At 66.7% G+C, this 13,017-nt stretch carries 17 protein-coding genes; 7 read left to right on the top strand and 10 right to left on the bottom strand.

The window, feature by feature from the left end:
* Positions 1-199: 199 nt before the first annotated feature.
* The 6 genes from NLI89_RS14935 (at position 200) to NLI89_RS14910 (ending at position 6,096) form a co-directional block, all read left to right on the top strand.
* Positions 200-358 carry a hypothetical protein gene (locus NLI89_RS14935; RefSeq protein WP_254687736.1) on the top strand — a complete coding sequence of 53 codons (159 nt, stop codon included), beginning with the start codon at positions 200-202 and terminating at the stop codon, positions 356-358.
* 196 nt (positions 359-554) lie between these two features.
* Complete coding sequence (locus tag NLI89_RS14930) at positions 555-1,646, top strand: type III polyketide synthase (RefSeq protein ID WP_254687744.1); 1,092 nt, start codon at positions 555-557, stop codon at positions 1,644-1,646.
* The gene (locus tag NLI89_RS14925; RefSeq protein WP_254687735.1) at positions 1,643-2,323 is read left to right on the top strand and encodes a methyltransferase domain-containing protein; all 681 of its coding nucleotides are present in this window, start codon (positions 1,643-1,645) and stop codon (positions 2,321-2,323) included. Before NLI89_RS14930 ends, NLI89_RS14925 begins: the two co-directional genes overlap by 4 nt.
* Positions 2,302-3,390, top strand: coding sequence for an NAD(P)/FAD-dependent oxidoreductase (locus NLI89_RS14920; RefSeq protein WP_254687734.1), 1,089 nt, complete (start codon positions 2,302-2,304; stop codon positions 3,388-3,390). The genes NLI89_RS14925 and NLI89_RS14920 overlap by 22 nt, the downstream gene beginning before the upstream one ends.
* A gap of 31 nt (positions 3,391-3,421) precedes the next feature.
* Complete coding sequence (gene msrB, locus NLI89_RS14915) at positions 3,422-3,832, top strand: peptide-methionine (R)-S-oxide reductase MsrB (protein WP_254687733.1); 411 nt, start codon at positions 3,422-3,424, stop codon at positions 3,830-3,832.
* A 44-nt stretch (positions 3,833-3,876) separates the two neighbouring features.
* Complete coding sequence (locus NLI89_RS14910) at positions 3,877-6,096, top strand: PBP1A family penicillin-binding protein (protein ID WP_439144523.1); 2,220 nt, start codon at positions 3,877-3,879, stop codon at positions 6,094-6,096.
* Here NLI89_RS14910 and NLI89_RS14905 read toward each other — a convergent pair.
* The 3 genes from NLI89_RS14905 to NLI89_RS14895 are packed head-to-tail and all read right to left on the bottom strand — an operon-like array spanning position 6,072 to position 7,775.
* The gene (locus tag NLI89_RS14905; RefSeq protein WP_254687732.1) at positions 6,072-6,746 is read right to left on the bottom strand and encodes a M48 family metallopeptidase; all 675 of its coding nucleotides are present in this window, start codon (positions 6,744-6,746) and stop codon (positions 6,072-6,074) included. The two genes, NLI89_RS14910 and NLI89_RS14905, sit on opposite strands and share 25 nt — an antisense overlap.
* A 4-nt stretch (positions 6,747-6,750) precedes the next feature.
* A complete protein-coding gene (locus tag NLI89_RS14900; protein ID WP_432715098.1) occupies positions 6,751-7,185 on the bottom strand; it encodes a YcgN family cysteine cluster protein in 435 nt (144 codons plus the stop codon).
* The gene (locus NLI89_RS14895) at positions 7,182-7,775 is read right to left on the bottom strand and encodes an SCO family protein (protein WP_254687731.1); all 594 of its coding nucleotides are present in this window, start codon (positions 7,773-7,775) and stop codon (positions 7,182-7,184) included. The genes NLI89_RS14900 and NLI89_RS14895 overlap by 4 nt, the downstream gene beginning before the upstream one ends.
* Before the next feature lie 78 nt (positions 7,776-7,853).
* On the opposite strand from NLI89_RS14895, the gene NLI89_RS14890 reads away from it, so the two are divergent.
* Positions 7,854-8,459 carry an ankyrin repeat domain-containing protein gene (locus tag NLI89_RS14890; RefSeq protein WP_248524195.1) on the top strand — a complete coding sequence of 202 codons (606 nt, stop codon included), beginning with the start codon at positions 7,854-7,856 and terminating at the stop codon, positions 8,457-8,459.
* 163 nt (positions 8,460-8,622) lie between these two features.
* On the opposite strand, the gene NLI89_RS14885 is transcribed toward NLI89_RS14890, so the two are convergent.
* The 7 genes from NLI89_RS14885 to dnaQ all read right to left on the bottom strand — a co-directional run bounded on the left by NLI89_RS14885 (position 8,623) and on the right by dnaQ (position 13,011).
* Positions 8,623-9,132: an MmcB family DNA repair protein gene (locus NLI89_RS14885; protein ID WP_254687730.1), complete on the bottom strand. Its 510-nt coding sequence runs from the start codon at positions 9,130-9,132 to the stop codon at positions 8,623-8,625.
* A 171-nt stretch (positions 9,133-9,303) separates the two neighbouring features.
* Positions 9,304-9,933, bottom strand: a complete 630-nt coding sequence (locus NLI89_RS14880; protein WP_254687729.1) for a cell wall hydrolase — start codon at positions 9,931-9,933, stop codon at positions 9,304-9,306.
* 189 nt (positions 9,934-10,122) lie between these two features.
* On the bottom strand, positions 10,123-10,449 hold the full coding sequence (locus NLI89_RS14875) for a DUF1491 family protein (RefSeq protein ID WP_187502476.1): 327 nt from the start codon (positions 10,447-10,449) through the stop codon (positions 10,123-10,125).
* Positions 10,446-10,913 (bottom strand): PaaI family thioesterase, encoded by a 468-nt coding sequence (locus tag NLI89_RS14870; RefSeq protein WP_254687728.1) that lies wholly within the window; start codon positions 10,911-10,913, stop codon positions 10,446-10,448. Before NLI89_RS14870 ends, NLI89_RS14875 begins: the two co-directional genes overlap by 4 nt.
* A gap of 161 nt (positions 10,914-11,074) precedes the next feature.
* Positions 11,075-11,542, bottom strand: coding sequence for a PTS sugar transporter subunit IIA (locus NLI89_RS14865; RefSeq protein ID WP_254687727.1), 468 nt, complete (start codon positions 11,540-11,542; stop codon positions 11,075-11,077).
* Between the two features lie 103 nt (positions 11,543-11,645).
* Complete coding sequence (gene hpf / locus NLI89_RS14860) at positions 11,646-12,257, bottom strand: ribosome hibernation-promoting factor, HPF/YfiA family (protein ID WP_187502479.1); 612 nt, start codon at positions 12,255-12,257, stop codon at positions 11,646-11,648.
* A gap of 61 nt (positions 12,258-12,318) precedes the next feature.
* The gene (gene dnaQ, locus NLI89_RS14855) at positions 12,319-13,011 is read right to left on the bottom strand and encodes a DNA polymerase III subunit epsilon (protein ID WP_254687726.1); all 693 of its coding nucleotides are present in this window, start codon (positions 13,009-13,011) and stop codon (positions 12,319-12,321) included.
* Between the last annotated feature and the right edge of the window lie 6 nt (positions 13,012-13,017).

Below are 13,017 nucleotides of genomic sequence, written 5' to 3'. Positions count from 1 at the left end.
GAATGCACAGGAACAAAATTGTCTCCCGAACGGCGTGACGTCATGCGAATTAAAACAGTTCATTTTGGTTCTATTCGTCCCAGTCTGACGCTGCACACCAAAATACCGGCTCGAATACTGGTAGCCTTGCCTCAAAATAGCGCCGTATTGCACAACGATCTACGACGCACCCTGCGTCGTATTGATCGAGGTTACTTCGATGAATGCGATTCGTGTCCATTCCCTGCTCCAGGATGCGTGTCGAGCGCTGGACGCTGCCGAAGAGCACGCGATCGCGGCTTATGTCGGTTTGGCGATGGCGCTTATCGAAGAGAAATACGGGGTCGACCGTGATCACCCGGATTTCGCACGCGACTGATCGCGCTCGGCGCTGGCCGGTGCTTACGGGTGAAGCAAATGCTACGAAGGTAGGCGCCGCTGGACGGGGTTTGGCTGAGTCGGCAAAGCGACATGCGGATTGTTGCGGTCGGTGACGTCTATATTCACCGACCGTGCGTTGAGTGGTCGAGTCGCGTGCCATCCTGCGCGGACGAAAGGACGTCGTGCCCGATTTCATGCCTGCTTCCGCTGGGTCCACCGATCTGCCGGTCTATCTGAATGCGGTCGGGACGGCCGTTCCCGATCATGACATCCACACCGCGTTCATCGCCTGGGCGCGCGCGCGGACCGATGCGCGATCGACCAAAGTATTCGACCGGATGGCGTCGCGGTCGGGCATCGCGCATCGCTGGTCGGTGTTGCCGCCGACCGCGGACGGAGGCTCGCCGGTCGACGATGCCGGCTTCTACGCCGCCGAGCCGCATCCCGGCACCGCGGCGCGCATGACGCTCTATGCCGAGCATGCCCCCGACCTGGCGATCCGCGCGATCGAGGCGTTGCGCGCGAAGGTCGCGGTCGAGGGCATCACGCATCTGGTGGTGGCGAGCTGCACCGGCTTCGTCGCGCCGGGGATCGACCAGATCATCGCCCGACGGCTCGGCCTGTCGTCCAGCGTCGAGCGGCTGCTGATCGGCTTCATGGGATGTTACGCCGCGGTCGTCGCGCTGCGCAGCGCGCGCCACATCGTCCGATCCGAGCCTAGCGCGCGCGTTCTCGTCGTGACGGTCGAACTCTCGACGCTGCACCTCCAGCCCGCCAACGAGATCGAGCCGTTGCTGGCGATGCTCCAGTTCGGCGACGGCGCCGCGGCCGCGCTGGTCACCGCCGAGGCAACCGGGCTCGAACTCGGAACGCCGTTCGCGGCGGCGCTGCCCGAGACCGAGACGCTGATCCGCTGGGACGTCACCGATGCGGGCTTTGCGATGCACCTGTCCGGCGAGGTCCCCGCGCGGATCGCCACGGCGTTGGCGGATACCGAGTTTCGGGCGATCGTCAGCGATGGCCGGCCGCCGGAGTCGATCGATGGCTGGGCGGTGCATGCCGGCGGCCGATCGATTCTCGATGCGGTCGAGCATGCGATGCAGCTCAAGCCCGAGGCGCTGGACGCATCGCGCCGCGTGCTGGCGGAGAACGGCAACATGTCGTCGGCGACGTTGATGTTCGTGTTCGAGCGCCTGCTCGCCGGGCCGCCGATCGCGCATGGCGTCGCGCTCGCGTTCGGGCCGGGGCTGGCGGCGGAGGGCTTCGGGTTCCGAAGCGCGCCATGAGCCTCGCCATGCGCAGCCAGGCCGAAGAGCTGATGGACGCCGACGACCTCGACGCGACGACCTATGCCGACGTGGTCGGCGATCTCGCCACCGTCAACACGGTCACGATGGCACGTCGGCCGACGCTCGATTTCCTTGCGCGCGCGACAGCCGGGCGGACACGCTTCCGGTTGCTCGACGTGGGCTTCGGCGACGGCGACATGCTGCGGCGGATCGCGCGCTGGGCCGAGGCGAAAGGCATCGAGGCGGAGCTGGTCGGCGTCGATCTCAACCCGCGCAGCGAACAGGCGGCGCGGGCGCATGGCGGTGACATCCGCTACGTCACCGGCGACTATGCCGACCTTGCCGACGAGCCCTGGGACGTGATCGTCAGCAGCCTCGTCGCGCACCACATGACCCATGACCAGCTCGTGGCGTTCCTGCGCTTCATGGAGGCGCACGCAAGCGCCGGGTGGTTCGTCAACGACCTCCATCGTCACGGCTTCGCGCATTGGGGCTTCCCCGTGCTCGCAACCCTGGCGCGCTGGCACCCGATCGTCCGCCATGACGGCACGCTGTCGATCGCGCGCAGCTATCGCCCCGACGAATGGCCGCCATTGCTCGCCGAAGCCGGTATCACCCAGGCGAAGGTCCGCCGCGTCTTTCCGTTCCGGTTATGCGTCGAACGCCTGCGCTGATCGTCGGCGGCGGGCTCGCCGGGGCCGCGACCGCGATTCGGTTGGCGCGCGCCGGCCTGCCGCATCTGCTCGTCGAACGATCGCGCGAGACCGGCGATGCGATCTGCGGCGGGTTCCTCAGCTGGCGGACACTGGAGACCCTCGCGGACCTCGGTATCGATCCCGACACGCTCAACCCGGCGCGCGTGACGCGTGCCCGCATCTACGCAGGTACGCGACGCGCGGATGCCGCCCTCCCCCGTCCCGCGGTGTCGATCACGCGCCACCGGCTGGACACGGTCATGCTGGCGGAAGCCGCAAGGCTCGGTACCCCGGTCGAGCGCGGCGTCACCGTGCGCGAGATCGACGGCATGACGGTCCGCACCGCGGACGGCGCGACGTTCGCCCCCGACGCGCTGTTCCTCGCCAGCGGCAAGCACGACGTTCGCGGGATGGCACGGCCGGAAGACGCGCGCGGATCCGACCCGACGCTGGGGCTGCGCGTCCGTATCGCCCCCTCTCCGGCGCTCCGCTCGGCGCTCGATGGGGGGATCGAGCTGCACCTGTTCGACCGCGGCTATGCGGGCCTCGCGCTGCAGGAGGACGGCACCGCAAACCTGTGCATGGCGGTGCATCGATCGAGGCTTCAGGCCGCTGGATCCCCGGCGCAGTTACTCGAGGCGCTGGGTCGCGAGATGCCCGCGCTCGGCGAATGGGTCGCCCTGATCGACGGACGCGCGCCGATCGATGCGATCGCCAACGTCCCCTATGGCTGGCGGCAACGCGCGGGCGTCGATGCGACATTCCGGCTCGGCGACCAGGCCGGCGTCATCCCCTCGCTCGCTGGCGAAGGCATGGGCATCGCGCTGGCCAGCGGAGTCGCGGCCGCCGACGCCTATGTCCGCTGCGGTCCTGCTTCGGCGGCGCGGTGGCAGGAGGATTTCGCCCGCCGCCTCGCCCGCCCGATCGGCATCGCCAGCATCGTCCGCCAGGTCGCGGAGAGCGAACGCGCCGCGTGGTTGCTCCCCTTCATGCGCCCCGCACTGATCCAGGTCATCGCGAACGCAACCAGAATGGGGCAACCTTGAAAATCGCCCCGCCAACGCGAGATGCATGTCCATGGACCAGCTTAATCTTTCTGAGGCCGAATGGCGCAAGCACCTGACCCCCGAGCAATATCATGTGCTGCGCGAGGCGGGGACCGAGCGTGCGTTCGCGGGCGCACTCAACGACAACAAGGCCGACGGCATCTATCGCTGTGCCGCGTGCAGCAACGAACTGTTCGACAGCGCCGACAAATATGATTCCGGGTCGGGCTGGCCCAGCTTCACCCGGCCGATCGGTCCCGATGCTGTCACTGATCATGCTGATCGCAGCCACGGCATGACCCGCATCGAGACGCGGTGCGCACGCTGCGACAGCCATATGGGCCATGTCTTCCCGGACGGCCCGCCGCCGACCGGCCAGCGCTATTGCATGAATTCGCTGTCGCTCGAATTCCGACCGCGCAAAGCGAACGCTGCGGCTTGATGCTGCTTGTAGGGCGGGGATATCGCGCGTAATTCTGCGGCCACATGGCTCGTACGCGTTCTGCTTCCCCGTCTCGTCGGTCCCCAACTCCCCCGGCGTCACGCTGGCGGCGACGGCTGGTCGTGTTCCTGCAGCTCTGCGTCGGAATCGGCGTCCTCGCGCTCGGAGCGCTGGCGATCGCGGTGTACGTCGCCATGTCGCAGCTGCCGAGTTTCGACAGCCTGAAATCCTCGCCCAACGGCCAGATGATCCGCGTCCATGCCGCCGACGGCACCGTGATCGTGTCGATGGGGCCGAGCTTCGGCGAATGGCTGCCCTACGGACAGATCCCCAAGGTCATGCGCGACGCGACCGTCTCGGTCGAGGATCGCCGCTTCCGCTCGCATATCGGCGTCGATCCGGTTGGCATCGCACGCTCGGTGAAGGTGCGGTTCGATCGCGGCCACTGGACGCAAGGCGGCTCGACGATCACGCAGCAGCTCGCGCGGACCGTCTTCCTCAACAACCAGAAGAAGTTCGGCCGCAAATTCCGCGAGGGTATTCTGGCGTTCGCGCTCGAATGGAAGTTTTCGAAGGATCAAATCCTCGAACTCTATCTGAACAAGGTCTATTACGGCGGCGGCGCCTACGGAATCGACGCGGCGAGCCGGAAATTCTTCGGCCACGGCGCGGATCACCTGAGCCTCGCCGAGGCCGCGGTGATCGCCGGCCTGGTCAAGGCACCGTCCAACTACTCGCCGACCGCCGATGCCGAGGCCGCGATGGGCCGCGCCGGCGTCGTGCTGGAAACGATGCAGGAAACCGGCGCGATCACCGCGTCCGAGGCTGCCGATGCGGACGTATCCGGCCTGAAACTGGCGCCCGAGCCCAAGCAGAACAGCGTCCGCTATTTCACCGACTGGGCGCTGCCGCAGCTCGACACGCTGATCGACGAGACCACCGAGCCCCTGGAAGTCTGGACGACGCTCGATCTCAACATGCAGCGGCAGGCCGATGCGGCGATCCGCGCCAATGCCCCGGCCGGCGCGCAGGGCGCCCTAGTCGCGCTCGATCGTGGCGGCGAAGTGCGCGCGATGGTCGGCGGCAAGGATTACGTCTCGTCGATCTACAACCGCGCGACGCAGGCGGTCCGCCAGCCGGGCTCGGCGTTCAAGCTGTTCGTCTACCTCGCCGCGCTGGAGGCGGGCCACAAGCCGGAGGATTCGGTCGTCGACGAACCCGTCACGATCCAGGGCTGGAGCCCGCGCAACGATTCCCGGCGCAATTCCGGCGCGGTGTCGCTGCGCACCGCCTTCGCCTATTCGCTCAATACCATCGCCGCCAAGCTGGGTCAGGAAGTCGGCTTCAACACGGTCGCCGACATGGCGCGCCGGTTCGGCATCACGACGCCGGTCAACGTGCATCCGTCGATGGTGCTCGGCACGTCAGAGGTCCGCGTGATCGACATGACGCGCGCGTTCGCGTCGGTCGCCAGCAAGGGCGTCGCGGTCACGCCGTACGGGATCACGCGCGTCACTGCGAACGGCCAGACGATCTACACGCATGAGGTCGACCGCAGCCATGTGCTCGTCGCGCCCTATGTCGCGGCCGAGATGACCGATCTGCTCCAGACCGCGGTCAACACCGGCACCGGCCGCGCGGCGCAGATCGGCCGCCCGGTCGCGGGCAAGACGGGGACGACCAGCTCGTCGAAGGATGGCTGGTTCCTGGGCTTCTCCAGCGGCATCACGACCGGCGTGTGGATGGGGCGTGACGACGCCAAGCCGATCGCCGGCCTGCATGGTGGCCAGGCACCGGCGCGTGCCTGGGCGGCGTTCATGAAGCCCGCGACCGCCAACCGTCCGATCGAGCAGTTCGATACGAAGGTGACCCTACCCGAGTGGCAGCTCGAACCCGACGAGGAGAGCTATTTCGGCCAGCCCGACAATGGCCAGATGGCGGTCGATGCGGACGGCAATCCGATCGATCCGGGCGAGCCGCCGGTACCGACCGACGCGCAGACCGGCGATGCGATCCCCCGGCCCGATGCGGACCAGCCCGAGACGCCGGCCGCGCCACCGGCGCCACCGCAGCAGATGAATCAGGACTGGATCGATCGTGTCACCGGCCGCAATCAGCCGCGTCAGGAGCAACCGGCAGGACGCCAGCCGCTAACCCGTGACGTGCCGCGCGATCGGTATCAGGATGGCCGGTATCAGGATGGCCGCTACCAGGACGACCGCAATCAGGATCGCCGGTATCAGGACGACCGCCCGAACCAGTGAAGCTCCGCGCCGTGCGTGCGTAACCAGACGCGCGCGGGCGTAGGGTCCTCGCCGTAGAGCTGCTCGACCAGCGCGTGGAAGACCGGTGCGTGGTTCATGTGGACGCGGTGCGCGACTTCATGCGCGACGGTGGCGCGGCGGACCCAGCTCGGCGCGAGGATCAGGCGCCAGCTGTAGCGGATCACGCCGCTCGATGCGCAACTGCCCCAGCGGCCTTTCGCATCACCGACCGCGACTTGGGCGACGCTGACCTTCGCCTTGGCGGCGTATTCGGCGGTTTCGGTTTCCAGCATGGCGAGCGCGGTGCGTTTCAGCCAGGCCTCGACGCGACGCGCGATCGTTTCGTGGGGCCCCGACAGCGACAGTACCGAGCCTTCGCGAACGACGGTGCGGCGGCTGCCCGGTGTCCACTCGATCGTCAGCGGTTCGTCGGCGACGGTGAGGACTACGCCGGGGACGAAGGGGCGGGGCTGGGGGAGCAGGGCGCGCTGTTCGGCGATCCAGTCGGCCTTGTCCTCGGCCCAGGCCAATGCCTGCTTCAGCGCCGCCCGCTTGGGAAGAACGAGCCGCGCCCGGCCGCTCGCAGGATCGATCGACAGTCGCGCACGACGGGCGCGAGGGTGACGGACGATCTGCAGGCCTTCTATCACCGGCTCACAATTCGCGGTCGATCACGTGATATTCCAGCTCGCCCGCCTCGTCCTCGCTGACCGTCCAGCCGCGCACCGATTGCTTGGCGCGGTGCACCGCCTCGCGGTCGCCGCAGACGAGGTAATGCCACTCGGGGAGCTGCTCGCCGGCCGCGCGCAGGCGGTAGGCACAGGTCGAGGGCAGCCAATCGATCCCGTGGACGTTGCCGGTCGTCAGCCGCACGCATTCGGGCACATAGGCGTGGCGGTGGCGGTAATCGGAGCATTGCCCGCTGCGCCGGTCGAGCAGGCGGCACGAGACGTTGGTCGCGACGAGTTCGCCGGTCTCCTCGTCCTCCAGCTTGTGGATGCAGCATTTGCCGCAGCCGTCGCACAAGGCTTCCCATTGGCCGCGATCGAGTTGCTCGATCGGCGTATCTTCCCAGAAGCGCGTGCTCACGATACCCAGCGCTTGATCTCTGTCGCCACCGCGTCGGGCCCTTGTTCCTGCGGCAGCAAAGCGATCGGCCTGCCGTCCGGGTCCATCAGATAGGCCTGGCGGCTGTGGTTTACGAGGTAGCCGCCGCCGGGGGAGGCGTCGCCCTTGCTCGAATACACCGCATACTCGGTCTTGATCCGGTCGATCGCTTGCGGACTGCCGGTCAGGCCGACCATCCGCGGGTGGAAGGCGGAGACGAACTGCTTGAGTACCGCGGGGGTGTCGCGCGCCGGATCGACGGTCACGAACACCGGCACGATCTTCGCGGCGATCGCGGGGTCGCTCGCCTCGAGCTTTTTCACCGCGGCACCGATCGCCTGGACATCCGTCGGACACACATCGGGACAGAAGGTGTAGCCGAAATACATGATCCGGTATTTGCCGTTGAAGTTGCGCTCGCTAACGACCCGCCCGTTCTGGTCGGTCAACGCGAAGGGACCGCCGATCCGGGCGCCTTCGAGCGGCGGTTTGGCGGGGGGCTGGGACGAGTTGCAGGCCGCCAACGCCAAGGCGGGCAGGGCGAGCGCACAAAGGATGAAACGAAGGGTCATGATGCCGCCAGCCTTGATCTGTTCGCTACTGCGGCGCAAGCGTCGCCAATATCCAGGACGAACCAAGGAAGTCTCTCGATGCGTATTCGCCTGATGCTCGCCACCGCCCTTCTGACGCCCGCGCTCGGTATGGCGGCGCCCGCCTTCGCGCAGGGCCAGTCGGAGGGATACAAGTTCCTGTCCGCGGTGCGCGATGCCAAGAACAACGAAGTGCTGGAGATGCTCGGCCGCCCGGGCAGCAACATCATCAACACGCGCGACGTGACGAACGGGGAGGGCGCGCTCCACATCGTCATCAAGCGCGGCGACGAGGTCTATCTGCGCTTCCTGCTGCAAAAGGGCGCGGACGCGAACCTGCGCGACGGCAAGGGCAACACGCCGCTGTTGCTCGCGGTGACGCTGGGTCAGACGGGCATGATCCCGATCCTGACCGCGGCGGGGGCGAACCCGAACCTCGGCAACTCGGCCGGTGAAACGCCGCTGATCCGCGCGGTACAGCGCCGCGACGTGGGGATGATCCGCGTGCTGCTGAACGAGAATGCCGATCCCGACCAGGCGGATATCATCGCCGGCATGTCGGCACGCGACTATGCCAAGCAGGATGGGCGTAACCCGGTGGTGTCGAAGCTGCTGGCGGATGCGCCGAAGAAGGTGCGGAAAGCGGTATCGGGGCCGAAATTCTAAGCTTGAGCGGCGGCGGCTGGGGTCGCCAAAACCACAACGCGCTCCCCTCCCTGGAAGGGAGGGGCTGGGGGTGGGTCGGCCGGCTCGTGACGCAACCGTTGCGCGATACGGAAACCGACCCACCCCCGACCCCTCCCTTCCAGGGAGGGGAGCCCGCTAGACCCTAAAACGCCAACCCGTCGGCATCCGGGTCCATCTGCGCGATCAACCGGCGCGCGGCTCGCCTGGCGAACGCCAGCGTGCAGCGTTTGCGGGCATGCGCGGGCAGGGGGATGGTATGCGCCTCCCGCACGATCGCCGCGTCGTAGCGATCCGCGACGATGATCCCGGTCCGCTCGGGCAGGAACGCAGGCCCGTGCAACGGTCCGACGTCGAACCCCGCGGGGACCGCCCAGAAATACCGGTCGCAATGCCCGAGATAATCCGGCCATTTCCCGTCGCCGAGCAGGTCGGCGCGCGACACCTTGATCTCGACGATGACGATCTGACCGCGCGCATCCACCGCCATCAGGTCGGCCCGGCGGCCACCGTCGAGCGGGACTTCGGTCATCGCGGTGAGATCGTGGCGCAGCAACATCCGGATGACCCCGCGCGCCACGTCGGCGGCGCACAAGGACGAATCCTGGGGGGGTCCGGGTTTGTCGATGCAGGAGTCCGGCGGCATGTCGAGCATACCCCGGAAATAGAACAATCCGCGAACGAGGCAAGCTCATTCACGGATTGTGGTTGTGTTTCAGGTCGGTGTTGGCCCGCCCCTTACCCGTTCGCCCTGAGCGAAGTCGAAGGGTGTGCCCCGGGTAAAGGTGCTTCGACTTCGCTCAGCACGAACGGGGCCGGGGTCGTCTTAGCGATAGAAGACGTGGTTGCCGATCGAGGCGACCTTGATCGCACGAACCGAAGGGCGGCGATCGGGGGTGTTGAAGTAGAGTGCCTTGTCGGCCGGGCTGTTCCAGGCGCTGGCGAGGGCGACCTTGGCGACGGCAACCGCGGTGCGATACGAGGCACCCTTGGTGATGGTCGGGATCTGGCCACCGCGGACGAAGCTGAACTGGCCGCGCTGCTTGACGACGGCGCAGACGTCGGCGGGGAAACGACCCGACTTGGCGCGATTGATGATGACTTCGGCGACCGCGAGCTGGCCGGTCAGCGGCTCGCCCTTGGACTCGAAATAGATCGCGCCGGCAAGGCACTGGAGCGCGTCGTCGGCGGCGGCGCTATCCTGCGCGGCAACGGCCTGGGCGAGCGTGTCGAATTCTTCTTCCTCGGCAGGAGCGATCTGCTCGGCGGCAGTCTTCTCGATCGCGGTCTTCTCGACGGCGGCAACGGGCGTTGCGGCGGGAGCGACCTGCGGAACATTCTGCGGGGAGAGGGCGTTTAGATTTGCGAGGGCGGTCAGGTTGACTGTGGTACGATCGATACCGGTCGCATGGCCGGGTGCGCTGTTGCCGAGCAGGCCGGCGAGAGAGAATGTCATGGCTGCGATCGTCGCGGCCCGCTGAAGAATGGTCATTCAAGCTTATTCAGATGCGGTGAGACCGTGGAATCGATCGTACGAGCCGACCATCCAGGCATCCCCCCGACTGCGTAACTGATCCGGATCGCACCCGTCCCAGCACAACGCCAATCAATGTTGCAATCCCCCTCTATTGGGGGGGCTTTCGAGTCAATCGTCGAGGATCGTTTCAGCGGCGAACCGTTCCGCCGCTGCGATGTCCACCTCGACGACCCACAAATCGGGGTCGCGCGCGCGCCTGCGCCGCCAATAGCCGTCCAGGTCTTCGGCGGGGGTCGAGTCGATCAGCGCGGTTCGTCCGTCGGGCCCGATTCCACGCTCCAGCAGCCGGGGAGGGGCCCCTTTGTCGATCGCAATGACGAGGATCGCGCCGCCCTGTGCATCGCCTTTCGCCATCACCGCACCGAAGCCGCCCGCGTCGTTGACCCGGCGGAGGAGCGCGCTGACGAGCACGCCGCTGGGGAGCCGACCGCTCATGCCGGTGCGCGGTATCCGGGCAGCCCGGCGAGCGCGATCCGCGAGCGCATGAAGGTGCCCGTGCCCCGCGCGGCTTCCTCGCCTTCCGCATCGATCAGCCGCGCATCCGCGACGAACACGCGCCGCTTGCCGCTGATCCAGCGCCCCTCTGCGATCACCCGGCCGACTTTGAGCGGGCGGGTGAGCAGCAGGTTGAACGCGGTGGTCAGCAGGAAGCGATCGGTGACGAGGCTGTTCGACGCGTAGAACGCGGCATCGTCGAGCATCTTGAAATAGCTCGTGCCGTGCGCGGCGCCGCCGGCGTGATAATGCCGCTCGTCGATCGTGAAATGGATCCGCGCGACGCCCGCCTCCGGAATTTCCAGCGACGATTCGAAGAACCGATTGATCGGCGCCTGCGCATACAGCGACTCCAGCGCACGAAAATGCGCCTCCGCGCCGGCGGTATTTGGGGCGTCAGACATTGTCAGAACTCGCGAGCAACCAACTTCCGTCATCCTGACGAAAGTCAGGACCCAGAGCCACGAAGGGCAGCAGTCGGTTACTCTGGGTCCTGACTTTCGTCAGGATGACGGGGACGGGGGCGGGGGAGGGGGCGGGGGAGGGGGAGGGGGAGGGGGAGGGGTCATGCGGCATCGCGCACCTCGTCGGCGGTGAACAGCGCGTAGAGCGCATCGGGCGAACCGGCGCCGCGCAGTTTCTCGAGGAACGCCTTGTCGCGCAGCCGCCGCGAGACGCGCGCGAGCGCCTTAAGATGCACCGCCCCCGCATCGGTCGGCGACAGCAGCATGAAGACGAGATCGACCGGCAGATCGTCGACCGCCTGGAAATCGACGGCCTGCGCCAACCGCACGAACACGCCGGTGACCTGCGCAAGACCGTCCAGCTTGGCGTGCGGGATCGCGACGCCACCGCCGAACCCGGTCGAGCCGAGCTTCTCGCGCGCCGTCAGTCGCTCGGCGATCGTCTTCGCATCCGTATCGACGATCTCGGCCGCAATCGTCGCGATATGCTGGAACACCGCCTTCTTGTTGGTGGCGATCACGCCCGTCTGCACTGCGTCGGGACGCAGCATATCGCTGAAATCGGTCATGGTCTTCATGTGTCTCAAGCGCCCCCGCGCGCGTCCGCCTTAGCGGGTTGCGCGGGGGCGTAAAGGCGCGGCCTCGAGACCTGCGCCCTTATGGACCCTTCTTTTACTGGGGAGGGGACGCCGCGCCAGTCGACGCGGCCCGCTGTGGCTCGACCCAACCGATCGTGCCGTCGCCGCGCTTATAGACCATGTTATGCGCACCGGTACCCGCATTCTTGAACAGCAAGGCTGCGGTGTTGCGCAGATCGAGCATCATCACCGCGTCGGACACGCTGGCCTCGGGAATGTCGACGCGCGTTTCGGCGATGATCAGCGGTGCGTCCGCGACATCGTCCTCCTCGACGCTCTCCTGGAACAGCGTGTAGCCGGCATTGTCATAGCCGTTGCTCTCGGCCATCGCGACCGCTTCGCCGGCATGGCGGTCCTTCAGGCGACGCATGTAGCGGCGAAGCTGGGTTTCGATCTTGGCCGCGGCGCCATCGAAGGCGGCGCGCGCGTCATAGGCGTCCGAATGCCCCTTGAGCACCAGCCCCTTCATCACGTGCGCGACGATATCGCACTTGAAGCCGGCATCGTGCGGCCCCTTGCCGAACGTGACCTCGGCCGAGATGGCGCGCGAGAAATACTTGTCGGCGATACCCTGGAGTCGGTCTTCCACATGGCTGTTCAGTGCTTCGCCAGTGTCAACCTGGTGACCAGAAATCCGGATATCCATTATCGTCTCCTTGTCGGCGTTACGTAGTTCGGGTGGTCCTGTTGGCTCCACCCTGCCAGCGTCATCCGGACGCCACGGCCCCCCAAATCGGATCCTTGATCCCCTTCATAAACGCCGCATGCGCCGCAAGGTCTCCCTCGCTCACTGCGAAAATGCGTGGCGGACGAACGACCCGAGGCGCCTGTGCGACGATCGGAGTCGCGGCGTTGCCGGCCGCTTCGGTAAGAAGACCGAGGCCGATCTGGCGCCCGCCCATCAGCTCGACATAGACCTGCGCCAGCAGCTGCGCATCGAGCAGCGCGCCGTGTAGCACGCGGTGGCTACGGTCGATTCCGAAGCGCGAACACAGCGCATCGAGCGAATGCTTGGCGCCGGGATGGCGGCTGCGTGCGATCTGCAGCGTGTCTATCATCCGCTTCATGTGGATGATCTGGCGACCGCACTTGGTCAGTTCGCCGTTGAGGAACGAGAAGTCGAAGCCGGCATTGTGCGCGACCATCGGTGCATCGCCGACGAATTCTAGCAGATCCTCGACCGCATCGGCGAATTTCGGCTTATCGGACAGGAACTGTGCGCTCAGCCCATGAACGTTGAACGCCTCGACCGGCATGTCGCGTTCGGGGTGGTAATAGGCGTGGAAGGTCCGGCCGGTCTCGACCCGGTTGACCATCTCGACGCACCCGATTTCGACCATGCGGTCGCCCCCGGAAAAACTGAGGCCGGTGGTTTCGGTATCGAAGACGATCTCACGCATCCCGAT

This window comes from Sphingomonas faeni (assembly GCF_024273235.1).
Taxonomy (GTDB): domain Bacteria; phylum Pseudomonadota; class Alphaproteobacteria; order Sphingomonadales; family Sphingomonadaceae; genus Sphingomonas; species Sphingomonas faeni_A.
Note: the sequence above shows the minus strand (reverse complement) of the source record. Positions and strands in the feature narration are given on the sequence as shown.